The sequence below is a fragment of the Tabrizicola sp. genome, from assembly GCF_030694085.1.
GTDB lineage: Bacteria > Pseudomonadota > Alphaproteobacteria > Rhodobacterales > Rhodobacteraceae > Tabrizicola.
In genome coordinates this window covers 123,836-147,289 of sequence record NZ_JAUXZE010000009.1, presented here as the reverse complement: position 1 = coordinate 147,289, position 23,454 = coordinate 123,836, and the positions used below count along the sequence as shown (strand labels likewise).

21 protein-coding genes are annotated in these 23,454 nt (G+C 65.9%); 6 read left to right on the top strand and 15 right to left on the bottom strand.

Translation table 11 applies throughout. The annotated features are described in order from the left end of the window. Positions 1 to 3 precede the first annotated feature (3 nt). Both Q8M85_RS01815 and fliP read left to right on the top strand, forming a co-directional pair. Positions 4 to 273, top strand: a complete 270-nt coding sequence (locus Q8M85_RS01815) for a FliM/FliN family flagellar motor switch protein (RefSeq protein WP_295017380.1) — start codon at positions 4 to 6, stop codon at positions 271 to 273. A 62-nt stretch (positions 274 to 335) separates the two neighbouring features. Beyond that, positions 336 to 992 (top strand): flagellar type III secretion system pore protein FliP, encoded by a 657-nt coding sequence (fliP, locus tag Q8M85_RS01810; RefSeq protein WP_305539835.1) that lies wholly within the window; start codon positions 336 to 338, stop codon positions 990 to 992. Positions 993 to 1,043: 51 nt separating this feature from the next. Here the strand turns inward: fliP and Q8M85_RS01805 are convergent, their stop codons facing one another. The 3 genes from Q8M85_RS01805 to Q8M85_RS01795 all read right to left on the bottom strand — a co-directional run bounded on the left by Q8M85_RS01805 (position 1,044) and on the right by Q8M85_RS01795 (position 5,362). Beyond that, positions 1,044 to 1,895 (bottom strand): 4-(cytidine 5'-diphospho)-2-C-methyl-D-erythritol kinase, encoded by an 852-nt coding sequence (locus tag Q8M85_RS01805; protein ID WP_305539469.1) that lies wholly within the window; start codon positions 1,893 to 1,895, stop codon positions 1,044 to 1,046. Further along, positions 1,885 to 3,600, bottom strand: coding sequence for a tetratricopeptide repeat protein (locus Q8M85_RS01800; protein WP_305539466.1), 1,716 nt, complete (start codon positions 3,598 to 3,600; stop codon positions 1,885 to 1,887). The genes Q8M85_RS01805 and Q8M85_RS01800 overlap by 11 nt, the downstream gene beginning before the upstream one ends. 115 nt (positions 3,601 to 3,715) lie before the next feature. After that, positions 3,716 to 5,362, bottom strand: coding sequence for an electron transfer flavoprotein-ubiquinone oxidoreductase (locus Q8M85_RS01795; RefSeq protein WP_305539463.1), 1,647 nt, complete (start codon positions 5,360 to 5,362; stop codon positions 3,716 to 3,718). Between the two features lie 278 nt (positions 5,363 to 5,640). On the opposite strand from Q8M85_RS01795, the gene greA reads away from it, so the two are divergent. The 3 genes from greA to Q8M85_RS01780 all read left to right on the top strand — a co-directional run bounded on the left by greA (position 5,641) and on the right by Q8M85_RS01780 (position 7,953). Next, a complete protein-coding gene (gene greA / locus Q8M85_RS01790; protein WP_305539460.1) occupies positions 5,641 to 6,111 on the top strand; it encodes a transcription elongation factor GreA in 471 nt (156 codons plus the stop codon). A gap of 15 nt (positions 6,112 to 6,126) precedes the next feature. Further along, the gene (locus Q8M85_RS01785; protein WP_305539457.1) at positions 6,127 to 7,155 is read left to right on the top strand and encodes a hypothetical protein; all 1,029 of its coding nucleotides are present in this window, start codon (positions 6,127 to 6,129) and stop codon (positions 7,153 to 7,155) included. Positions 7,156 to 7,302: 147 nt separating this feature from the next. After that, a complete protein-coding gene (locus tag Q8M85_RS01780) occupies positions 7,303 to 7,953 on the top strand; it encodes a peroxiredoxin (protein WP_305539455.1) in 651 nt (216 codons plus the stop codon). On the opposite strand, the gene Q8M85_RS01775 is transcribed toward Q8M85_RS01780, so the two are convergent. The 6 genes from Q8M85_RS01775 to Q8M85_RS01750 form a co-directional block, all read right to left on the bottom strand. Further along, the gene (locus Q8M85_RS01775) at positions 7,929 to 8,213 is read right to left on the bottom strand and encodes a DUF6525 family protein (protein WP_305539452.1); all 285 of its coding nucleotides are present in this window, start codon (positions 8,211 to 8,213) and stop codon (positions 7,929 to 7,931) included. The two genes, Q8M85_RS01780 and Q8M85_RS01775, sit on opposite strands and share 25 nt — an antisense overlap. Continuing rightward, positions 8,210 to 9,349: a GTP-binding protein gene (locus Q8M85_RS01770; protein WP_371135170.1), complete on the bottom strand. Its 1,140-nt coding sequence runs from the start codon at positions 9,347 to 9,349 to the stop codon at positions 8,210 to 8,212. Before Q8M85_RS01770 ends, Q8M85_RS01775 begins: the two co-directional genes overlap by 4 nt. 114 nt (positions 9,350 to 9,463) lie before the next feature. Beyond that, complete coding sequence (locus Q8M85_RS01765) at positions 9,464 to 10,057, bottom strand: L,D-transpeptidase (protein WP_305539449.1); 594 nt, start codon at positions 10,055 to 10,057, stop codon at positions 9,464 to 9,466. Positions 10,058 to 10,183: 126 nt separating this feature from the next. Beyond that, positions 10,184 to 12,325, bottom strand: coding sequence for a polyribonucleotide nucleotidyltransferase (gene pnp, locus Q8M85_RS01760; protein WP_305539447.1), 2,142 nt, complete (start codon positions 12,323 to 12,325; stop codon positions 10,184 to 10,186). A gap of 174 nt (positions 12,326 to 12,499) precedes the next feature. Then, complete coding sequence (locus tag Q8M85_RS01755) at positions 12,500 to 13,450, bottom strand: NAD(P)H-binding protein (RefSeq protein ID WP_305539444.1); 951 nt, start codon at positions 13,448 to 13,450, stop codon at positions 12,500 to 12,502. A 38-nt stretch (positions 13,451 to 13,488) separates the two neighbouring features. Next, positions 13,489 to 14,199, bottom strand: coding sequence for a helix-turn-helix domain-containing protein (locus tag Q8M85_RS01750; RefSeq protein ID WP_305539442.1), 711 nt, complete (start codon positions 14,197 to 14,199; stop codon positions 13,489 to 13,491). A gap of 152 nt (positions 14,200 to 14,351) precedes the next feature. Between Q8M85_RS01750 and Q8M85_RS01745 the strand changes: the two genes are divergently transcribed. Further along, positions 14,352 to 14,606 carry a hypothetical protein gene (locus Q8M85_RS01745; protein ID WP_305539441.1) on the top strand — a complete coding sequence of 85 codons (255 nt, stop codon included), beginning with the start codon at positions 14,352 to 14,354 and terminating at the stop codon, positions 14,604 to 14,606. Positions 14,607 to 14,674: 68 nt separating this feature from the next. Here the strand turns inward: Q8M85_RS01745 and trxA are convergent, their stop codons facing one another. The 6 genes from trxA to tsaE are packed head-to-tail and all read right to left on the bottom strand — an operon-like array spanning position 14,675 to position 23,381. Continuing rightward, complete coding sequence (gene trxA / locus Q8M85_RS01740; RefSeq protein ID WP_295078151.1) at positions 14,675 to 15,001, bottom strand: thioredoxin; 327 nt, start codon at positions 14,999 to 15,001, stop codon at positions 14,675 to 14,677. A gap of 57 nt (positions 15,002 to 15,058) precedes the next feature. After that, the gene (addA, locus tag Q8M85_RS01735; RefSeq protein WP_305539438.1) at positions 15,059 to 18,340 is read right to left on the bottom strand and encodes a double-strand break repair helicase AddA; all 3,282 of its coding nucleotides are present in this window, start codon (positions 18,338 to 18,340) and stop codon (positions 15,059 to 15,061) included. Then, the gene (gene addB, locus Q8M85_RS01730) at positions 18,337 to 21,228 is read right to left on the bottom strand and encodes a double-strand break repair protein AddB (protein ID WP_305539436.1); all 2,892 of its coding nucleotides are present in this window, start codon (positions 21,226 to 21,228) and stop codon (positions 18,337 to 18,339) included. The genes addA and addB overlap by 4 nt, the downstream gene beginning before the upstream one ends. After that, a complete protein-coding gene (locus tag Q8M85_RS01725) occupies positions 21,221 to 21,925 on the bottom strand; it encodes a nucleotidyltransferase family protein (RefSeq protein ID WP_305539434.1) in 705 nt (234 codons plus the stop codon). Before Q8M85_RS01725 ends, addB begins: the two co-directional genes overlap by 8 nt. Beyond that, positions 21,901 to 22,917, bottom strand: a complete 1,017-nt coding sequence (locus Q8M85_RS01720; RefSeq protein WP_305539432.1) for an aminoglycoside phosphotransferase family protein — start codon at positions 22,915 to 22,917, stop codon at positions 21,901 to 21,903. Before Q8M85_RS01720 ends, Q8M85_RS01725 begins: the two co-directional genes overlap by 25 nt. Further along, positions 22,914 to 23,381 carry a tRNA (adenosine(37)-N6)-threonylcarbamoyltransferase complex ATPase subunit type 1 TsaE gene (gene tsaE / locus Q8M85_RS01715; RefSeq protein WP_305539430.1) on the bottom strand — a complete coding sequence of 156 codons (468 nt, stop codon included), beginning with the start codon at positions 23,379 to 23,381 and terminating at the stop codon, positions 22,914 to 22,916. The genes Q8M85_RS01720 and tsaE overlap by 4 nt, the downstream gene beginning before the upstream one ends. Positions 23,382 to 23,454: the final 73 nt, after the last annotated feature.

The following is a 23,454-nucleotide window of genomic DNA, read 5'->3' as shown; positions in this document are numbered from 1 at the left end:
CCAATGGAAGACATTGCCGATACCAACCCGTTCTCCCAGGTCCCGATCGAGGTCACGATCTCGGTCGGCCGTGCGCGCCCGCTGGTGCGCGACCTGCTGCGGCTTTCGAAGGACGCGGTCCTGCAACTGGATCGCCGGGTGGACGATCCGGTCGAGCTTTACGTCGGTGACCGCTTGATCGCGCGGGGGGAACTGACAGAGCTTGAAGGGGAAAATGCCGGACAGCTTGCCGTCCGGCTGACCGAGGTTGCCAATCTGCGGGGCGGGCTGTGAGGCTTTCCCTTGGCCTGTCCCTGGCGCTGATCCTGCTGGCAGGCCCGGCGCTGGCGCAGGAGATGACGCTGGATTTCGGCGGCGAGGGGCAGTCGCTGTCGCTGCGGTCGGTGCAGTTGCTGCTTCTGATCACAGTCCTGTCGATCGTACCGGGATTGGCGGTGATGGTGACCTGCTTCCCTTTCATCGTCACGGTGCTGTCGATCCTGCGTCAGGCGCTGGGGCTGCAGCAGGCGCCACCGAACATGCTGATCATCAGCCTGGCGCTTTTCCTGACCTGGTTCGTGATGGACCCGGTCTTTACCGAGGCCTGGGTGAAGGGGATCGAGCCGCTGACCAACGGGGAGATCGAGGTCGGGCCAGGGTTGCAGGCGGCGATTGCGCCATTCCGGGTCTTCATGGCCGCAAGGGTCGACCTCGAGACACTGCAGACGCTGCAGGACCTGCGGTCGACCGCGACGATCACGCCGACGGACGCGCCGCTGTCGCTGCTGGTGCCGTCGTTCCTTTTGTCCGAGATCCAGCGGGCCTTCGAGATCGGCTTCATGATCTTCCTGCCGTTCCTGATCATCGACCTTGTCGTCGCGGCGATTCTGATGTCGATGGGGATGATGATGGTCCCTCCGGCCATCGTCTCATTGCCGTTCAAGCTGGTCTTCTTCGTCGTGGCTGACGGCTGGGCGCTGATCTCCGGGGCGCTGGTCCGAAGCTATTTCTGAACGGGCGGTGGGCGGATCGTCCACCCTACTCCCTCTCTTCGCAACCGGGCGTCAGTCCAGAATCCGTCCGGTCTCGATCCACCAGAAGGGATGGGCAGCCCGCAGGGTCATTGCGGCGGTCCGGGCGGCTTCGGAACTTGAGAAAAGCGCGAAATGCGTGCCGCCAGAGCCGGACATCCGGGCAAGAAGACAACCGGGCGTGGCCTCCAGCGCGGCCTGCACGTCGACAAGGATCGGGGCGACCTCGCGAGCGGGAGCGACCAGATCGTTGCGGCTGTGGGTGGCAAGCCACCCGGCGAAGGCTTCGGCGGTGGCAAGTGCCGCGGCTGGAAGGTCCGGCAGCGGCGGGTTCTGGCGCTCGGTCAGCGTGGCGAAGACCTGGGGCGTCGGGACCGGCAGCCGCGGGTTCACCAGGACACAGGCAAGGTGCGGCAGCGCTGGAAGCGGGTGGACCTGCTCGCCGATCCCGGTCATCCGCGCCGGACGTCCCGAGAGGCAGACCGGGACGTCGGCGCCAAGCTGCAGGACCTCGAAATCCGAGGGAAGGGGCAGCCCGGTCAGCCGCGCCAGCGCCCGCAGGGCTGCCGCTGCGTCCGCCGAGCCGCCACCGATGCCCGAAGCCACGGGCAAGCGCTTGTCCAGAACCAATGCTGCGTCCTCGACACCCATGAGACGGGCGGCGCGCAGGACCAGATTGTCGGGTTCCGCCTGCAGCCCCGCCCCTTCCGGCCCGGCCACGACCAGCGAAAGTCCATGCGCCGGGCTGGCAAAGACCCGGTCGGCCACATCAGCAAAGACAACCAGGCTGTCCAGGAGATGATAGCCGTCCAGCCGTCTGCCGGTTACATGCAGGCAGAGGTTGACCTTGGCCGGCGCGGTCTCGGCGACCGCCTCAGTTGTCATTCTCGGCGGCCTTGACCGGGGCCGGGGCGGTGCCCTCCTCGGCCATCACCACATCAAGGCCGACCTCCAGCTTGCGCAGGATGCGGGCCTTGTCCGTCTCGGTCGGCTCGAAGGAGAGGGCGCGGCGCCACTGAAAGCGGGCCTCGAGCTTGCGGTCGTTCATCCAGTAGACGTCGCCCAGGTGGTCGGTGACGATGGGATCGACAGGTTCCAGCAGCGATGCCTTTTCCATCGGCTTCAGCGCATCACCATAGCGGCCGAGCTTGAAATAGGCCCAGGCGAGACTGTCGATGATGTAGCCCTGATCGGGATCACCTGCGACGGCTTTCTCGATCATCCCCAGCGCCTCGTCCAGCTTTTCGCCGCGATCGACAAGGCCGTACCCCAGGTAGTTCAGCACCTGCGGCTGGGTCGGGTTCAGTTCCAGCGCGCGGCGGAAATCGGCCTCGGCGGGGGCCCAGTCCTTCGACTGTTCGTGGCAGATGCCCCGGTAGAAGAACAGCACCCAGTCCTCGGCCTTGGCCGGATTGGCAAGGTCGATCGCCGCCGTATATGCGACCTCGGCCTCGTCGAAGCGGTCTTCGCTGCGCAACAGGTCACCCAGGGCGAAATGCACACGCCGGATGTCGCCATTGCTGCGCGACAGGGCCTGCAGCGCCTCGATTGCGGCGTCGGAGCGGCCCAGCGACCTTAGCGCCCCCGCGCGGCCGATCTCGGCAGTGACGAAAGCGGGGTCCGATGTCGGGAAAACGGCATAGGCGTCGGCGGCAAGCTGGTGCTGGTCCAGTTCCTCCAACACGTCGGCGGTAAGCAGCAGGGCGTCGGTGTGGTTAGGGCGCAGATAGCTCGCGATGCGCAGATGAAGGAGAGTATAGACCGGGTCCGCCTCGCCATTCAAAGCGGTCGAGATCGAAAAGAACACCTCGGCAATCCCGTCGCGGGCCGTGGTCACCGTGTCGAAGGGAACCGGCTCGCCAGCCGCAAGCCGCTTGCGGATTGCATCGACAATCGGGTCGGGATCACTGCTGAAAGAGCGGTCCAGAAGCGTCACGGCCTCGGCGTTGCGTTCCAGCTGGCTGAGGATCTGCGCATGGGCAAAAACGCCACGGCGCATGACGTAGATCGGTCCGGCCGCGCGGCCGGAAAGGATTTCGTCCGCGCCCTCGAAGTCGCCGACCGAGGCAAGGGCAAGCGCCTTGTGGTAATAGCCGAAGGCCTCGAACCCCTTCTGTTTGGTCACGGCATCGAAGGCCTCGACCGCTTCGGACATCTTGCCTTCGCCAACCTTGGCCCAGGCCGCGACGAGGGCGTTCGTCAGCTGACCGACATCGCGCCCGGCGTCGGCAGCGGTCAGGATCGCGGCATAATCCTCGCGCTGGGCCTCGTCGGCGAGAAGCGCCATTTCGGCAAGCTGGCTGGCTTCGCCTTCGATCCCCTGGCGAAGCTTCGCGGCGTCGATCGCTAGGGCGATGTCGCCGATGCCGATTTCGGCCAGGATCGCGCCGTCCAGCAACTGCGGGTTCGACGAATCGGCGATGATGGCTTTGCCGTACCAGGTCGCGGCGGCCCGGAAGTCGTTTTCGGATTCGGCAATGCGGGCGGCAAGATAGGCACCACTGTCAATCTTGTCGTCGGCCCGCAAGGGTGTGCTTATCGCAGCGGCGAGGAGCAGGGCGGTCAGGGTGCGGGACGTGATCTGGCGCATCGGCCACTCCTGTTGTGTCAAGCGACGGTAGCCCGACGCCGGGGCGCACGCAATGCAGCGGGGCCCGACCTTGCGGCCGGGCCCCGAGGATTGGGACAAGCTTTCGTGAGTCACGTCACATATTGGGGTAGTTCGGTCCGCCACCGCCCATCGGCGTGGTCCAGACGATGTTCTGCGACGGGTCCTTGATGTCGCAGGTCTTGCAGTGGACGCAGTTCTGGAAGTTGATGCGGAAGGTTGCGTCCTGACCTTCGCCCAGCACCTCGTAGACGCCGGCCGGGCAATAGCGCTGCGCGGGTTCGGCGTATTTCGGCAGATTGACGGCGATCGGGACTGATGGGTCCTTCAGCACCAGGTGGGCGGGCTGCGCTTCATCGTGGTTGGTGAACGAAAAGGCGACGTTGGTCAGCCGGTCGAACGAGAGCCTGCCGTCGGGCTTGGGATAGTCGATCGGCTTGTGGTCCTTGGCCAGGCCGGTGGCTGCGGCGTCGGACTTGCCGTGGCGTAGCGTACCGAAAGCGGTCAGGCCGATGGTGTTCAGCCACATGTCCACGCCCCCGCCCATCAGGCTGGCGACCAGACCGTACTTCGACCACAGGGGTTTGACGTTGCGGACCTTCTTCAGGTCGCGGCCGATGGCGCCTTGGCGGACCTCGGTCTCATAGGAGGCCAGTTCGTCCCCGGCGCGGCCAGCGATGATGGCGGAGTGGGCGGCCTCGGCAGCAGCCTTGCCTGACAGCATGGCGTTGTGGTTCCCCTTGATGCGCGGGACGTTGACAAGGCCCGCCGAACAGCCCAGCAGCGCCACGCCCGGCGCCACCATCTTCGGGATCGACTGCCAGCCGCCTTCGCTGATCGCACGCGCGCCGTAGGCGATGCGCTTGCCGCCTTTCAGGAGTTCCGCCACCATCGGGTGATGCTTGAAGCGCTGGAACTCCATATAGGGGTAAAGGTGGGGGTTCTCGTAGTTCAGGTGGACGACGAAGCCGACATAGACCTGATTGTTCTCAAGGTGATAGATGAAGCTGCCGCCCCCGGCATTCTTGCCCAGAGGCCAGCCCATCGTATGCGTTACCGTGCCCTCACGGTGCTTGGCGGGGTCGATCTCCCAGATTTCCTTCATCCCCAGGCCGAACTTCTGCGGGCAGTGGCCTTTGGACAGGTCGTACTTGGCGATCACTTGCTTCGCGAGGCTGCCGCGGACGCCTTCGGACAGGAACACGTACTTGCCGCGGAGCTCCATCCCCGGCTCGTAGGACGGACCGGGCTCACGGGTTTCCGGGTCGCGGCCGAACTCGCCCGCGACGACGCCGACCACGGCATCGCCTTCATATACCAGTTCAGAACAGGCCATGCCGGGGAAGATCTCGACGCCCAGCCCTTCGGCGACACCTGCCATCCAGCGGCAGACATTGGCCATCGAGACGATATAGTTGCCGTGGTTGGACATCAGCGGCGGCATCGGCCAGTTCGGGATACGGATCTGACCGGCAGGGCCGAGAAAGTAGAAGTTGTCCTCGTGCACCGGCGTCTTGATCGGCGCATCCATCGACCGCCAGTCGGGCAGCAGCGCGTCCAGACCGCAAGGGTCAAGAACCGCCCCCGACAGGATATGCGCGCCGACTTCCGAGCCTTTCTCCAGCACGACAACCGACCGTTCCGGGTCAAGCTGCTTCAGGCGGATCGCAGCCGACAGACCCGCAGGCCCTGCGCCGACGATCACGACATCATAGTCCATCTTCTCGCGCTGAATGGCGGTCATCGCTTGTCCTTCCCCGGGCGGCCATCCCCGGCCTTCAAACACTGGCTTATCGCGGCTTCCCTGTTGCCGCAGCGGCGCCGCAAGGTCAACCGTGACGCAACATCACGCCACAGGCGCATCCCGCCGCGAAACTTTCTGTCTTCCTGGCGACCGCCTGTTGCGCAGGCGCGGCATGACCCCTTGCATTTAGGCACTTCATCGGGTGAGGTGAAGGGGAGTTGTCCGAAGTCATGGGTCGCACCCCGGCCCGTGGCTTCTTCTTTTACTGTGGAATACCGATGGAAAAGATCCCGATGACCCGGCGCGGCTTTGACGCACTGGATGCCGAGTTGAAGCAGCTGAAGACGGTGGACCGTCCGGCGATCATCCGGGACATCGCCGAGGCCCGCGAACACGGCGACCTTTCGGAAAACGCCGAATACCATGCGGCCCGCGAAAAACAGGGCTTCATCGAGGGCCGGATCAAAGAGCTTGAGGGCGTCCTGTCGCTGGCCGACGTCATCGACCCGAGCAAATTCTCCGGTTCGATCAAGTTCGGCGCGACCGTCACCCTGGTCGACGAGGACAACGACGAGGAAAAGACCTACCAGATCGTCGGTGAAGTCGAGGCCGATATCGAGAACGGGCTTCTCAACCTGCGCTCTCCCCTGGCGCGCGCACTGATCGGCAAGGAAGAAGGCGACAGCGTGGACGTGAAGACGCCAGGCGGGACCCGGTCCTACGAAGTCCTGTCGATCCGCTATCTCTGATCAGGGGATGCCCTGGTGAAACCGCCGGTTAAGGATCTGCCAAAAGGGGACGCTGGCCTGGGCCAGGGTCCTTTGGCGCAGCTGAACGATCCACCCCGCCGCGGGATGGAGATCGCCGGCGTGGGCCTGAGCCTGGTCTGGGTCCTCTTGATCCTGGTCTATGTCCTGGTCACCCCCCCGGGCAGCGAGACGCGCACGCTGGGCCTGGTAATGACCCTCTTGATGGTCTTCCTGCCCATCGCGCTGATCTGGGCCGTTGTCATCACTCTGCGGTCGATCCGCGAGCTGCGGGCCGAGGCCGCCCGGTTGCAGGCGACGGTCGACGCGATGCGGTCAAGCTATGTTCAGGCGCAGGGCAACGGATTGAAGACCTCGGTGGAACGGAAGATCGACGAGATCGCCGCGTCTACCAAGCAGGCCGAGACGGTGCTGGCGACGTTCACCTCGCGGCGGGATGTGTCTCTGACAGTCCCCTCGGTGGACCGGAAGGCCGCACTCGTCTCGCCCCGGCCCGAGCCGACAGTGGAAGAGCCGACTTTGGCGCTGGGTACCCCGGCCGAGGATTTCCGACCGCCTCTTATGGTCACCGACTTCATCCGCGCGCTGCAGTTTCCCGAGACGCCCGAGGACAAGGTGGGGTTCCGCGCCCTGCGGCTGGCGCTGGAGGACCGGACCTCCTCCAAGCTGATCCGCGCGGCGCAAGATGTGCTGACGCTCCTCAGTCAGGACGGCATCTACATGGACGACCTTCAGCCCGATCTGTGCCACCCCGAGCTGTGGCGGCGGTTTGCGGGCGGCGAGCGCGGGCGGTCGATCGCGGCGCTGGGGGGCATCCGCGACCGAACCTCGCTGGCGCTGACGGCCTCACGGATGAAGACGGACCCGGTCTTCCGCGACGCGGCGCACCATTTCCTTCGGACCTTCGACAAGACCTTCGCGGCCTTTGAACCGAATGCGACCGACGCGGAACTTGCTGACCTTGCCAACACGCGCACGGCACGCGCCTTCATGTTGTTCGGGCGGGTGACGGGGACATTCGACTAGCCCTTGCGCAGAACGTTCGGGCTGCCTTTCCGGCTTGAGGCGGAACGGCTTTCCTTTTTGGCCCGTGAATGATGCAGGGGGATGAAACTCTGTTCCGATGGGCATATGTTTGCCGCCAGACAGGATTCCAACCGCAAGAGGTTACACATGGCCGTCCGCATCAACGACACCGCCCCCGACTTCACTGCCGAATCCACGGCCGGGACGATCCACTTTCACGACTGGCTGGGCGACAGCTACGGCATCATCTTCAGCCACCCGCGCGATTTTACCCCGGTCTGCACCACGGAATTCGCCGCCGTCGCCCAACTGGCGGCGGAATGGGCCAAGCGCAAGACCAAGGTCATCGGCGTATCGGTCGACGGCGTGTCCGACCACGAAAAATGGAAGCGCGACATCGAGGACTTTGGCGGTGCCCCGGCCGATTTCCCGATCATCGACGATACCTCGCTGACCGTAGCCAAAGCCTATGACATGCTGCCGGCCGAGTTCTACCTTCCGACCGAAGGGCGGACTCCGGCCCATTCGGCGACGGTGCGGACGGTCTACATCATCGGGCCGGACAAGAAAGTGCGCCTGACGATGACCTATCCGATGTCGGTGGGCCGCAACTTCGCCGAAATCCTGCGCGCGCTGGATGCGGTGCAGAAGACCGACGGCGTGCCGTTGGCGACGCCCGCAAACTGGGTGCCTGGCCAGGATGTGATCGTGGCGCTGGCCCTGACCAACGACCAGGCAAAGGAGCGCTTCGGCGATCTGGACATCAAGCTGCCCTATCTGCGCTTCGCCAAGGTCTGATCCGCCGGATAGCACTGACCCCAGACCCTCGCCGCTTCGCGCGCGAGGGTCTTTTGTTCTGCGCGAGCCAGCCGATCACGGGCGACCCTGGTGCAGCCGCTTTCCGTCAGCGCCTTCTGCCAAAGTCGAAGGACCGAGGCCGCGCTCCAGGGAAGCGCGGCCTCGGCCAGCCATGCCCGCAGGTCGGGGGGAAGCCGGTCGTAGGCGGACATGGGGTCGGTTGCGCGCCAGCGCACGCGGGGCGAGGTGAGGTTGCTCATGCCGCCTTGCGCCGCCATTCGGGGAAGGGGTCGGAAAGGCCGGTCCAGGCTTCAGGGGTGAATTTCGTCGCCGGGATCAGGGCGGCGTCGAGGCGGGCGCGGAGGGTGGATTCGTCCATGTCGGTGCCGATGAAGACGATTTCCTGCCGCCGGTCGCCCCAGGGCTCTTGCCATTTCGACGCGACCTCCTTCAGCGCATCGGGGTGGGTGGGCCAGCGTTCCTGGGGGACCGAAGCCCACCAGCCGCCTAGGGGGGTGACGGAAGAGACCGCCCCGGCAAGCGAGAATTCGGCGACCCAGTTGGGACGGGTGGCCAGCCAGAAATGTCCCTTGGCGCGGATCACTCCTGGCAGATTGCCGTTCAGAACGGCGTGGATGCGGGCAGGGTGGAAGGGTTGGCGCGCGCGGTAGACGAACGAAGCGATGCCATATTCTTCGGTCTCGGGGGTGTGGTGGGCAAAGCCGTACAGTTCCTTTGCCCAAAGCGGATGCTCTGCTGCGCGGTCAAAGTCGAAGAGGCCGGTGTCAAAGATCGCCGCGGGGTTGACGATGGAGTGATCGGTCTCGATCAGCCGGGCGTCGGAGTTCAGCGCCTTGATGATCCTGCGGGCCGCGTTGGCGCGTTCAGCGCCGGCGTCGCGGACCTTGTTCAGGATCACCACATTTGAAAATTCGATTTGGTCGGTCAGTAGGTTGACCAGCGTCCGCTCGTCCCCCTCGCCCATGCTTTCCCCCCGGTCGGCCAGGAAATCGTGGCTGGCGAAATCGCGCAAGAGGTTGATCGCATCGACCACCGTCACCATCGTGTCCAGACGCGCGACATCCGACAGACTGTGCCCCTCGGCGTCGCGAAAGTCGAAGGTCGCGGCCACGGGCATGGGTTCAGCGATGCCGGTGCTTTCGATCAGCAGATAGTCGAAACGGCCCTCGGCGGCCAGGCGGCGGACCTCGGTCAGAAGGTCATCGCGCAGGGTGCAGCAGATGCAGCCGTTGGTCATCTCGACCAGCCTTTCCTCGGCCCGCGACAGTTGGGTCCCTTCGCGGATCAGGTCGGCGTCAATGTTCACCTCTGACATGTCATTGACGATCACCGCGACCCTGCGGCCGTCGCGGTTGTTCAGGACATGGTTCAGCAACGTGGTCTTCCCGGCCCCAAGGAAGCCGGACGGTAACGGGCAGGCGGGTATCGGACATGGAAACCTCCGGGTTGGTGGAGGTTCTATTATGTTATACTATAACGCGCAATCCCATCATGCGCTCTCCAGCCGCGGCAGAAGCAGGATCGGGGCCCCAAGCTCGGCGGCGTCGTAAAGTGCGACGATATCCTCGTTGGCCAGCCGGACGCAGCCGTTCGAGACGGCCGACCCGATGGTCCAGGGTTCGGGCGTCCCGTGAATACGCAGGAAAGTGTCGCCGCCGGCGTCGTCGAACAGATACAGCGCCCGCGCCCCAAGCGGGTTCTTCGGGCCACCGGGCATGCCCGCCGCATACTGCGCATATCGGTCGGGGTCGCGGGCGATCATGTCCTTGGTCGGCGTCCACGAGGGCCACTCCTTCTTCGCTCCCAATGTAAACCAGCCCGATTCGTAAAGGTTTCCCCGACCGACCCCGACCGAGTATTGCATCCCTCGCCGTGCGGTCAGGACGTGGTAAAGCGCGAAGTAATCAGGATCGACGATGATGGTGCCCGGCTCCTGCGGTTCGGCAAAGCGGACCGGGCGCGGCAGGAACTCTTCGGGAATGACCCAGTCCTCGGCCGAGCGTTCGGTATGGGCGACGGCAGGATACGGCAGGGCGGCGGCCAGGCCAGTGACGATCAGGTGGCGGCGGGTCAGTTGGGTCATGCGCTTGTCCTCTGCTTTGATCCTTGCGGGAACCCGGTTCACGCGCACCACAAGAAGCTGTGAGACAAGACGGAAAAGGCCCCGAGGTTTCCCCCGGGGCCATCACATTCACGCCAGACGAGGGGTTCAGCCCTCGGCGGATTCTTCTTTCTTCTCGGTGATTTCCTCACCGGTTTCCTGGTCGACCATCTTCATGCCAAGGCGCACCTTGCCACGGTCGTCGAAGCCCAGAAGCTTGACCTTGACCTCCTGGCCTTCCTTCAGCAGCTCGTTCGGGTGGTTCAGGCGCTTGTTGGCGATCTGGGACACGTGGACCAGACCGTCGCGCTTGCCGAAGAAGTTCACGAAGGCACCGAAGTCGACCAGTTTTACCACCTTGCCGGTGTAGACCTGGCCCTCTTCCGGCTCGGCGACGATCGACCAGATCATCTCGTAAGCCTTCTTGATGGCCTTCTGGTCGTTCGAGGCGATCTTGATCATGCCGTCGTCGTTGATGTCGACCTTGGCGCCCGAAAGCTCCACGATTTCGCGGATGACCTTGCCGCCACTGCCAATGACTTCCCGGATCTTGTCGGTCGGGATCTGCATCGTCTCGATCTTCGGGGCGTATTCGCTGAAGCCCTGCGGGGCCGACAGCGCCTTGGACATCTCGTCCAGGATGTGCAGACGACCGTCCTTGGCTTGCGCCAAGGCCTGCTTCATGATGTCCGGCGTGATCCCGGCAATCTTGATGTCCATCTGCAGCGAGGTGATGCCCGCAGCGGTTCCGGCGACCTTGAAGTCCATGTCGCCAAGGTGATCCTCGTCGCCAAGGATGTCGGTCAGAACGGCCCACTGGCCATCGTCTTCCAGGATAAGCCCCATCGCCACACCGGCGACAGGGGCCTTCAGCGGCACGCCCGCATCCATCATGGACAAGGAGCCACCGCAGACCGACGCCATCGAGGAGGAGCCGTTCGATTCGGTGATCTCGGAGACGACGCGAACGGTGTACGGGAAATCGGTCGGGGCCGGCAGCACCGCCTGCAGCGCACGCCAGGCCAGCTTGCCGTGGCCGATCTCGCGGCGGCCGGGCGAACCCACGCGGCCCACTTCGCCGACCGAATAGGGCGGGAAGTTGTAATGCAGCAGGAAGTTCGACCGATAATTGCCGTTCAGCGCGTCGATGATCTGTTCATCCTCGCCCGTCCCCAGCGTGGTGACGACAAGACCCTGGGTTTCACCCCGGGTGAACAGCGCCGAGCCATGCGCGCGAGGCAGGACGCCAGTTTCCGCGATGATCGGACGGACAGTCTTGGTGTCGCGGCCGTCAATGCGGCGACCGTGCTTGACGACGTCGCCACGCAGAACCGCCGATTCCAGTTGCTTGATCGCCGGATAAAGGTTCGAGTCGGCCTGATCTTCCTCGGTCATAGCGGCCTTGATCGCCTGAACGGCGGCCTCGATGGCGCCAGTGCGTTCCTGCTTGTCGCGGATCGCGAAGGCAGCGCGCATCTGCTCTTCACCGGCGGCTTTCACCTTGGCATAGAGGTCCGAATAGTCCGGCGGCGAGAAGTCGAACGGCTCTTTCGCCGAGGTTTCGGCGAAGTCGATGATCAGGTCGATGACGGGCTGCATCTGCTCGTGGCCGAAGACCACGGCGCCCAGCATTTCCTCTTCCGTCAGCTCGTAAGCCTCGGATTCGACCATCATAACGGCGTCTTTGGTGCCGGCGATGACCAGGTCAAGCCGCTGCTCGGGCTTCAGACGCAGCTGCGTCATGTCGTCCATCGCGGGGTTCAGCACATACTTGCCGTCGACAAAGCCGACGCGCGCGGCACCGATCGGGCCCATGAACGGGACACCCGACACGGTCAACGCAGCCGAGGTCGCGATCATCGCCACGACGTCCGGGTCGTTGACCAGGTCGCACGACAGCACGGTGGCCATGACCAGCACTTCGTTGCGGAAGCCGTCGACAAACAGCGGGCGGATCGGACGGTCGATCAGACGCGAGGTCAGCGTCTCTTTTTCCGACGGGCGCGCTTCACGCTTGAAGAAGCCGCCGGGGATCTTGCCGGCTGCGTAGTATTTTTCCTGATAGTGAACCGTCAGGGGAAAGAAGTCCTGGCCCGGCTTCGCATTGCGCGCGAAGGTCACGTTGGCCATCACCTGCGTTTCACCAAGCGTCGCGATCACCGACCCATCGGCCTGGCGCGCAACTTTTCCGGTTTCCAGTGTGAGCGTTTCATTGCCCCACTGGATCGATTTCTTCGTCACATTGAACATGTATCGTTTCCTCTGAGGACCCGGCCCCTGCCGGTGCCCCCGATATATCTGGCGGCCCCATTGCCGCCGTCCCCCCGATCCTTCGCACGGGCCCCGGGGGCGGGCCTCACGTCTCAGATGGCGCGGGCCATACAGGAAAAATGTCGAGAATGAAAGGACAGCGTTCAGCGCCGGTCAGAAGATCGCGTGCGCCCCGCGGTCGTCAGCGACTTCGCCCCGCAGCATGGCGGCGTAGTGGTCTTCAAGCCGGTCGGTGCCGAACTCGGGGGTGAGGTCGGCGTCGTAGCGGTTGGCGGCGGCATCCCAGACCAGCATCGACTGGGTGGCATAGTAGCGGCCGATGCGCGCAAGTCCGGCCCGCACGGCAAAGCGGGGAGAGACGGTGCCCAGGGCGGCAAGGCCCGCGATGATCGTTGACATCAACGCGACCGGGACACGGCGGATCGGGACCGGGCGGTCGAAGAGACGCTCCAGCATCGCGGCCTGGTCGAGTGGGGTGATGGCAGGCCCGGGGCCGCCGATGGGAAGGACGCGGTTCCGTTTCTCGGGATCGGTCAGGGTGAGCGCAAGGAAGCGGCCAAGGTCGGCGTCCGAGATCGGCTTGCAGGCGGTCAGTTTGCCGTCGCCGAAGACGAGGAAGGCCCGGTTCTCCTGGACGCGGGCGACCTGGCCGGAGAGGGATTTGAAATAGGCGGTGGGGCGGACGATGGTCCAGGACAGGGGGGCGGCCTGCAGTTCGGCCTCGAACGCCAGCTTGGCCTTCTGGAACTCCAACAGCGGCTTTTGCACGCAGATTGCGGAGAGGAGGGTGAAGTGGCGGACCCCCGCGGCCACGGCGGCCTTCAGCGCGGCGGAGTTGGCGGCGTGGTCGACGGCCCAGGCGTCCTTTGGTGCCCCGGTGCGGGAGGCGAGGCAGGAGACCACGGCCTCGATCCCGGACATGGCTTGGGACAGGGTGTCGGGTGACAACTCACCCCGGATCACGGTGCAACCGGGAAGGAGGTCGGCATTGGCGGCGGGCCGGATCAGGGCGGTGACTTGGTGCCCCTCGGCCCGCAAGGCCTGCGCCGTCGCCCGACCGATTGTGCCAGTGCCGCCGAGGAGGAGGATGGAAAGCTGGGCCATGCTGTCAGTCTAGCAGGGCGGAAGCGCCAAGCCAGCCGTCATTCCGCAGCGGGAAGCATCTGGATGCCATCCACATCGGCGTAGCTGGAACGAGGCAACCATTTTTCCATTGTCCGCACCAGAAGCACCTCGCCCGTTGCGAACAGCCGCCCGGCTTCGATCTCGCGCGCGACCGTGGAACGACCGTAAAAGATCGCATTCCACGAGATTTTGGACGTCTCGATGTAAAGGTCGACATCGACATCAGGGATCTCGACGCAGATCTCCGGCGAGGTGCCGGGATCGGCCACCAACCACCAGGTCGGGTAGGGTCCGGTCTCGTCTGCGAAGTTCAGGCGGATCACCACCCGACGCGCGGGAAAGTGCGAGGTCCGCACCGACCTCGCGAAATAGTCCATCATGCTGCCAATATCGCTGTCAGAGAGGGCCACCTCGGCATCGATGTGGCGTTGCGCCCAGATCGCAAGGGCATCCATTGCAGGCTCCAGGTCGATGGCCATCTGCGTGCGGATGTAGTCGACCGTGCCCTTGGCCCGATCTTCGATGCGTTCGACGAGGCCGGCCTTTTCCAACTCGGTCAGCCGCTTGGAAAGGATGCCGGGAGAAATGTTGCCCACCGCGCGACGGATATCGCTGAAGCGGGTGTAGCCGGACCATATCTCGTTGAGGATGAGCAAGGTCCAGCGCGGCTCGATGATTTCGCAGGCCTTGGATAGGGCGCAGATCATTCCATAGGGCTTGGACGGCATGGCATCGCCTCCTGTCCGAGCATCATAGAATCGGGATGAGAGGCGGGGCTAGTTCGAAAACCGTACCGCCCCGCTCTGATCGCTGCACTGGTCGGAAGGGGACGGGCCGAATGAGGATCGGGACACCACAACCAGACACGATGAGGTGCAGGATGGACCGGAGAAACACAATGGGGCTGGAGGGACGCGGAGTGCTCGTCGCACCTATGGCGCAGGCGATGTTCCAGCTTGCGGAATGGGGCCGACGCAGGCAGATCCGCCAGGCTTTCGGGCTTACGTCGGACGTGCTTCTGCGCGACATCGGCCTGACGCCAGATGATCTGGCTGAGGCTTTGGCAGAGCCGCTGGAGAACGACGCGTCGGATGCGTTGCTCAGGGCAACGATTGCCCGGGCGGAAAACTGGTAGGCGCCAGAACGAGAACGCCCGACCCTCGATCTGGGGGCCGGGCGCGCAATCATCGGCAGGTCAGGCGATCAGATCGCCGACTTGATCCAGTTTTCAAGCGCGGCCTTCGGGGCGGCGCCGACCTTGTTCGACACGACCTGGCCGTCCTTGAACATGAAAAGCGCCGGGATGCCGCGCACACCCAGGACAGCGGGGCTGTCGGGGTTCTCGTCCACGTTGACCTTCACGATCTTGACCTGGCCGGCGTACTGCGTTGCCAGTTCCTCCAGCGCCGGGCCGATCTGGCGGCAGGGGCCGCACCATTCGGCCCAGAAGTCCACGACGACCGGAATCGGCGACTTGCGGACTTCGGCATCGAAGGTGGCGTCGGTGACTGCGACGGTGGCAGCGCCCATGATCGTTCTCCTACGGGATTTGTCGGGTATGGAAGGTAAGAAGCTGCGCGGGCAACGTCAAGGTATCGTGGCGCGGGTCAGGGCCGCCCTCACGATGTCGGGATCGACAGACATCAGGCGCGGTACGCGGGTCCAAAGGACGGCCGTCTCGATCCGGCGGTCCGGGTAGATGGCAGCCAGCATGTGCGCATAAGCGCCCAACTGGCGCAGGATGCCTTCGGGGATCTCTGCCTGCGTCGTGGGGACGACGGCGTTCGATTTGTAATCGATGATCAGAATGTGGTCGGGGGCGATGACCAACCGGTCGATGTTGCCCGCAAGGATGCGGTCGCCCCAGGGGGCCGAGACGGCAACCTCGGCCAGCGTGTCGGGGCCGAAAAGCGGCACGAGGTCAGGGTGCGACAGCACAAGCTGCGCCTCGGCAAGAGCTTCGGCCCGATGGACTTCGTCCAGTAGCGCAGCGGCCAGGTCGGGCCAGTCGGCGGTCGGGCGACTCGGCAGTCGTTCCAGAAGCAGGTGCAGCGCGGTGCCCCTGGCCTTCGCCTCGGCATCGGACTCGCCAGGAAGCGCCTTGACCCCGCCAAGGTCGGAGGGCGACACGACCTGCGACGGTCGGATCACCTCGGGCGCCGGCTGCAAGGTCCAGGCAGGCGGGGCAAGGCTGGGTTCTGACGTCTCGATGCGGGGCGTGGGCAAGGGCCAGTCCCCGACCTGATGGCGCAGGATGCCATTCGCGATGGTCTTGCCCCCGGCGGCCTGAACCCCCTCGCGGATCAGGTTCATCCAGCACTCGGCCTGCGAGGTCTTGCCCGCCCCCGCCACCACCAGCCAGGTGCGCGCCCGGGTCATGGCGACATACAGGAGCCGCAGCCGCTCTGCCGCGTCCCGCGCCTGCCGGGCGGCACGTTCGCTGGCAATCACCGGAGGGCTTTCCTCCTTGGCGACCTTCCACACCGGCGGGCCATTGGGGATGCGGTAGATCTGGTCGCGCTCCTGCGGGGTGCGGTCGCAGGTGTCGGGGAGGACCACAATCTCGGCCTCCAGCCCCTTGGCGCCGTGGACGGTCATCACCCGGATGCGGTGCCCCTCGCCGTCAAGCTGGCGCTTTACCTCGACCTCATCCGTCTCCATCCAGGTGAGAAAGCCGGTCAGGCTGGGCACCTCGGACGTCTCGTAGGACAGGGCCTGGCCCAAGAGTTCGTCGATCCCGTCCTCGGCTTCTGGCCCCAGGCGGCCGATCAGCTTGCGTCGGCCGTCGTGGCGGTGAAGGACCCGCTCGATCAGGTCATAGGGGCGCAGGAAATCGGCCTGGCCGCGCATGTCGTTCAGGAAGGCCAGCGTCTCTGCATGGCCGGGATGGTCGCGCAGCGCCTCCCAGATATAGCCCTTGCGGGGGTGAGCCAGGCGGAAGAGCTCCGTTTCCGACCAACCGCAAAGCGGAGAGCGCAGGACAGCGGCCAGCGACAGGTCGTCCTCGGGCGTGTCAAGGAAGGACAGAAGCGCGGTCAGGTCCTTGACCGCCAGCTCGCCCCCCAGTTTCAGCCGGTCGGCCCCGGCAATGGGCAGTTCCAGCCCTTTGCAGGCCCGGATGATCTCGTGGAACAGATCGGACCGTCGTTGAACCAGGATCAGGAAATCGCCGTAGTGGATCGGGCGCGGGCCATTCTTGGCTTGCGGGATCTGCTCGCCGCTCTCGACCCGGTACTGGATCCATTTCGCGATATCTGCGGCAAGAACGACGTTCGGGTCCTCGGGGTGGGGGGTGTCGATGGGCTGGAACCAGGGGCCGGGTTCAGCCTTCTCTTCCTTCTCGATCACTGGCCAGATGTCGACGCGGCCAGGAAGGCCTTCGTTGAAGGCAAGGTGATGCGACCCCCCGCCCAGCGCCTGGGCCTGAGCTTCGGTGAAGGTCCGGTCCACGACATCCAGGATCGCGGAAGACGAGCGGAAGGAATGTTCCAGGGCGCTGTCCGCAAGGCCCGGCCCGCCCGCAAGGCGCAAGGCGAAATGGTCTCGCATCCGGTCGAAGGCGGCGACATCGGCCCCCTGGAAAGAATAGATCGACTGCTTCTTGTCGCCCACGACGAACAGCGTCCGGGGCCGGGTGGTGGCGCCTTCGCCCGCTATCAGTTCCGCGGCAAGCGCCTCGATCAGTTCCCACTGTTCGGGACTGGTGTCCTGCGCCTCGTCGACAAGGATGTGGTCAAGACCCCCGTCCAGCCGGTACAGCACCCAGGCCGCCAGCGCCGGGTCCTTGAGCAGGCCCTTGGCGCGGCTGATAAGGTCGTCAAAGTCCAGCAAGCCCCGCGCAGCCTTGCGGGCGGCATAGTCTGGCAGGAAGCGGGCGGCAAAGTCGTGCATGGCCAGGGTCTTTTCGGCGGCGGCACGGGCCTTTTCCGCGTCCAGCGCATCGCAGACGCGCTGCATGAGGTCATCGAAGTCGTGGACCAGATTGCCCATCGCGGTCCGAACCTTGGTGGTCGGCACCTTGGCGAAGTTCGGCTGGCCGTCCTTTTTCAGCAGCAGGTCATAAAGCAGGTCAAGGTCGGCACGCCCCGGGTTCTGTGCGTCGACCCCGGCCAGACCGGCGGCAAGGTCCTGCATGGTCGCCGACCCGGCGCGCATCAGCGGCAGGCACTGCGCGATCAGCCAGTCCTCGCCGCCGCGAAAGGCGATCTTCACGAAATGGTCGTCGGTGACGTCCGGGGGCAGACCGAAAAGCGGCCAGATCTCGGCGGCGGTCAGCGGCTTGTCAAAGCCGGCACGGTGGCTTGCGATCTGTTCGACAAGCGTGCCGAAATCCTCGACGTTCTGCACTTCGGTCAGGCGGCGGACGACGGAGGCATGGGGGCCATCGGCCAGTTCCTCGACGATCTCGGCCCGCATGTGCCGGGCGGCGCGGTCGTCCATCTCGGCAAAGCCGGGGGGCACGCCAGCCTCAAGCGGAAAGCGGCGCAGAAGGCTGCCGCAGAAACTGTGGATCGTCTGGATGCGCAAACCACCCGGAGTTTCGATGGCGCGGGCGAAAAGCTGCCGCGCACGTTGCAGGCGGCGGGGGGACAGGTCGACCTCCCCCAGTTCCGCCAGTGCTACGCGCAGGTCGGTGTCGGGCTTCATCGCCCATTCGCCAAGCCGGCGGAACAGACGGTTCTGCATCTCGGACGCGGCGGCCTTGGTGTAGGTCAGGCACAGGATGTGCTGCGGCTCCACCCCCGACAGCAAGAGCCGCGCCACGCGGTCGGTCAGGACCCGGGTCTTGCCGGACCCTGCGTTGGCGGAAAGCCAGGTGTTGCGGGCGGGATCGGCGGCCTCGATCTGGCGCAGGGCGGCGGAGGTCATGTCAGATCCTCCGGCACCGGTTCGGCGGTCAGGTCCCATTCGCCAAAGCGCGACAGATGGTCGTAGTCGCTGGCATCGCGCACCGACTCCAGCGCGCGGCGGGCGGTGTAGCCCTGGCCGGAACGGGCATAGGCGGCAATGAGGCGGGCGAATTCGGCCCAGACCTCGGCCACCTGGCCCGGGTCCAGCGTGACCTCCTGCGTCTTGAGTTGCGCCTTCAGGCCCACGTAGACCACTCTGGCAACCTCCTCGGGGTCCAGGCCCTTGAACGCCCCCGCTTCGGCCATCGCGGCCAGAAGCAGCAGCTGCTTGTCAAAATGCATCTGCTGTTTGGGAGAGGGGGGGTCTCCCGTCTTGTAGTCGATCAGCAGAAGCCGTCCATCCGCAAGCCGGTCGATGCGGTCGGGCTTGCCGGTCAAGGTGAAGTCCAGGCCGGCAAGCTGGACCGCGCCCTTTTCCTCCATCAGCACCGGCATCCCGCCTGTTGAGGCCGAGAAAGCAAGGAAGGCATCGGCGGCCTTGGCGATGCGGGACAGCCAGATGGTCCGGGCCAAGGGCCAGGCGACCTTTTCGGAGATGACCGTTCTGGCGATGGCCATCAGGGCCTCCCGATCTCCGCCGCCCTGGCGCAGGAAAACCTCCAGGATTTCGTGCAGCACGACGCCACGCAGGCGCGGGTCCGGCTCGGGGCGCAGGGGGTCGAGCGGTTTCAGTTTCAGCACATGGCGGGCGTAGATCGCGAAAGGGTCGCGGATCAGGGTCTTGATTTCGGTGACAGAAAGGCGCTTGGGGCGCGCCTCAAGGGGCGGGCGGGGCGAGGGGCGCTTCGCGGGCGGGATCTCGGGCGCACGGTCGAAAGCGGCGGCCATCTGCAACCAGTGATCGCCGCGCGCCTGCATCGCTTTCAGCGCCTCATGCCCCTGCCGTTCGGGCAGGCCCGCCATCAGGTTCACCAGCCGGTTCAGCCAGCGCGAGGGCACGGTTTCCGACTCGGCTCCACGTTTCGACCGCGACAGGACCACGCGCCGCGCCGTGACCGCCTGCTGGTAGTCATGCGCCGACAGCCCGATCCGCCGCTCGGGCAGCAGAAGCCCCGCCTCTTTCCGCATGGCGCGGTTCAGCCAGGGGTCGGGCGCAGGCTGAGCCGGCCAGGTTCCGTCATTGAGCCCGCCCAGGATCACCAGGTCGGCCCCCTGGACCCGGGCCTCCAGCGTGCCCCAGATCATGATGCCGGGATGCACGCTTTCCGTCTCGCGCACCTCGTGGCGCTGCAGGACGCCTTGGAAGACGCCGATGTAGTCCAGCGGCGACATCTCGCCCCCGGCATCGGCCTCGGCCTGCAATTCGGCCAAGGCCTTTGCGGCTTCTTCCCCCGCCGCCTTGTCCCAGAGCCCGCCCGCCCCCGTCTCGGCAAAGCCGCGGGCAACGGCCTGGGTCAGCGACAGGTGGAGCGTGACGAAATCGGCCAGCGGCATCCGGCCCATCGCCTCGTGCCCGCAGATGGTATCGCCGACGATTCGCGCCCAGTCGGAAGCGTGCTCCAGCCGCTGTTTCCCGGCCCAGCCGCGAATACTTTCCGCTGTGGGAAATGCCGGTCCGTGGCGACGCAGGTGCAACTCGAACTCGCGCGTCAGGATCAGGTGGGGGCCGCGTCCCGGCCCGGAAAAGGCTAGCGGGTGTTTCAGGATCGACAGCAGCGCGTCGCCGGTCAGCTTCTGGCCGAACAGCGCCGCGACCTGTCGCATCAGGCGGCCAGGAGCCGACAGGGCCAACGGGCGGCCCGCAGAATCGTCGGGACGGATGCCCCAACGGTCCAGCGCGGCAGTGACGCGACGGGTCAGGTTGCGGTCGGGGGTGACCAGCGCGGCCCTGGTTCCCTTCTCCGCGGCCTCGCGCAGGATCAAGGCGATGGCCAGCGCCTCGGTGCGCTCGCTCGGGGCCTCCAGCAGCGTCAGGCCCTGGGTCGCGGGGATCAGGTCAGGCAGGTCCGGCCCCTCGGTCAGCCACTGGTCGGTGATCGGGGCGGGTCGAAGCGACAGCGAGATCAGGCGGTTGCGGTCCGGTGCGGGGGCAGTGGCGGCGGTCCAGGGCCGGATGTCGGAGCGGTCACGGCCCAGCAGGTCCATCAGCCTGCGGTAGCGAAACTGCGGGTGGTCCTCGGCGGTCAGGGCGTCGTCCATGCCATCCCAGACTTGGACAGGCATGTCGAAATCGAAGCCCGGCAGGACCACGGCACCGTTCGGCAAACTGCTTATCGCCTGCATCAGCAGTGCCGTCGTCCCGCGCGACCCGGTCGAGCCCGCAAGGATCACCGGATGCTGCGGCGGCGCCTGGGTCCAGCTTTCCCCGACCGAGATTACCGCCCGGCGCAGGACGGCCTCGGCATCCGCGGCCTCGCCTGCCAGCACCTCCGAGACGATCCCCAGGAAGGCCTGCATCCGTGCCCAGTGTGCCGAATGGTTGGCGACGTCCAGCGCGGCGACGCGGTCGGGGGTCACACCCTCGCCCTGCATCTCCTCCATCAGCGCGGCAAGGCTGTCAGACAGATCGTAAAGCGCGGTGCGGGGAAAATGGGTGGTCCCCGTTGCCAGCAGCCGGTCGAGAAGGACCGAAAGCTGCAGCCGCCGCCGCAGGGGCGAGATCGGGCGGGGCAGGGTCAGGTTCGCCAACGCCGCGACCTCGGTCACCAGCAGGATGCGGGGCAGAAGCAGTGCGCCGCGTGACTGGAAGCACTCCGTCACCCGCCGCCGCATCCGCTGGGTGTTGACGATCAGCGTCAGCCGCGCCAGCGCCTCGGGCGGCTGGCCGTCCATCCGCTGCATCAGGCCCGCGACCAGTTCGGCCGGGAAGTCGACGCCGGGGGGAAGGGCGAAAATCGTGTCAGCCATGCCGGGCAGACTGGATCAGGCGTTCGGCCGCGGCAATCCCTTCCGGGTGGCCCACGTCGCACCAGTCGCCGTCGTGGACCAAGCCAAAGGCCGTGCCCTCGGCGATCATCTCGGTCCAGGGCTTGTTCAGCGAGAAGACGGCGTCGGGCGTGGCGGCGATGCGCGGGGTCTGCAGGATCTGCGCACCGATATAAAGGTGGTTCTCGCCCCCCTGTCCCCGGCTGATCCGGCCGTCCGGGGCCAGGTGGAAGTCGGCCTTCGGTCCGTGGGCAAGGGTGCGATCCAGCGGCAGAAGGAGAAGCAGCGCCTCCATCCGTGCCGGGTCCCAGGCCTGCGCCAGCTGGGTCAGCGGGTTCGTCCCCGTCCAGATGCCGTCGCTGTTCAGGATCGCCACGGGACCGCCACCCAGAAGCGGCAGGGCGGCCTTCAGGCCCCCGCCGGTTTCAAGGATGGCCCCGGCCTCATGGCTGATCGCGACATCGCGCCCCGCAAGATGCTCGGTCATCTGGTCGGCAAGGTAATGCGTGTTGACCACGGTGCGGGTCACACCCGCCTGCAAGCCGATCTCTAGCGCATGGTCGATCAGCGGCTTGCCCGCGACGGGGATCAGCGGCTTGGGCCGATCTTGCGTCAGCGCGCCCATCCGGGTGCCGAAGCCGGCCGCAAAGATCATCAGCGGGAGGGGGAAGCCGGGCATTGCTGTTCGATCTTCTGCAGGATTTCCGGGGTGGGCACGGGAAGCGTGGCGTCGCAGATCGCGCGCAGGTCGGCAAGGGCGGGATGGGCCAGGTTTCTCTGCAACTGGCTCCAGACGCGGGGGACCAGGCGAAGATAGTGCGGCTTGCCGGCGACAAGGCAAAGCCGGGCAAAGACGCCCAGGATGCGCAGGGCGCGCTGAGCGCCAAGCGTGGCATACTGGGCGGCGAAGGTCTCTGGATCTTCGCCGCGCGTGGCGACAAAACGCGCGATCATCGCGGCCTCGGTCTCTGGAGCGACATCGCGGCGAGCGTCCTGGAGGAGCGAGACGAGATCATATCCCGGCTGGCCCAGCTGTCCCAGCTGGAAGTCCAGGACCCCGACGCGCTTCAGGCCCTCGCGCCCCGGAAGCCAGAGCAGGTTTTCGGCATGGTAGTCTCGCAGGATCAGGACCCGCGGGCCGTCGGCATGGGCCTGCAGTGCAGCTGTCAGGATGGCAACGAAGGGCTTCGCATCGGATTTCTGCCCGGTGGCGGCGCAGGCATACCAGTCCAGCGCGAAACCCGCGGCACCGGCCCAGTCCGCGGCGGACAGGTTCGGCAGCCCTGGCGGTGTGGCGGCGCGTTGCAGGTGAAGCAGGACATCAACGGCAGGTGCGCACAGGTCGGCCTCGCGGGTGGGGTCGGTCTGCAGAAGGCGGGCGAAGAGGTCGTCGCCAAGATCCTCCAGCAAGAGAAGGCCGTGGCCAAGATCTTCGGCCAGGATGGCCGGAGCCGACAGATCAAGGCCACGCAGATGGCGGGCCATATTTGCGAAGGCCGCCGGATCGTCCACGCCGCCGGGTGGGTTGTCCATCAGGACCGCCGTAGCTGCGCCCAGGCGCAGGCGCTCGTAGCGGCGGTCGGAGGCATCGCCCGCCAGGTGGCGGCGCTGGGCCTGGCCCCATCCTGCGGCGGTCAGGAACGCTGAAATCTCGGCGGCGCGATCCGTCATTGACCAGCGCCGGGGATCAGCGCCAGGGCAAGGCCGTCGCGTCCGCCTGTAAGGACAGCCCGACGTCCCTCACCCGCAGCCTCCAGCCGCAGTCGCAGCGCATCGGGCGGCACATGGGCGCCCAGACGGTCGGGCCATTCGACAAGGCAGATCGCCGACGTGAAGGCATCGTCGAGGCCAAGCTCCCAGACTTCGTCGGGGTGGGTCAGGCGGTAAAGGTCGGCGTGCCAGATCTCGACCCCATCGGCTTCGTAGACCTGGACCAGGGTAAAGGTGGGCGAGGGGACATCTTCCTCGCGGCCCAGCCTGGAGCGGATGAAGGCGCGGGCGAGGCAGCTTTTACCGGCCCCGATCGGCCCTTCCAGCAGGATGACATCGCCGGGTTTCGCCAGGACTGCAAGGCGGTGACCCAGAGCCTCGGTATCGGCGGCAGTCGGCAGGTGCAGGATAACGTCACTTGGCATGGAGCGACTGTAGCGGTGCAGCCCACCGCTGCAAGCCTCAGCCCACCGCTGCAAGCCCCAGCCCTCGGTCGCA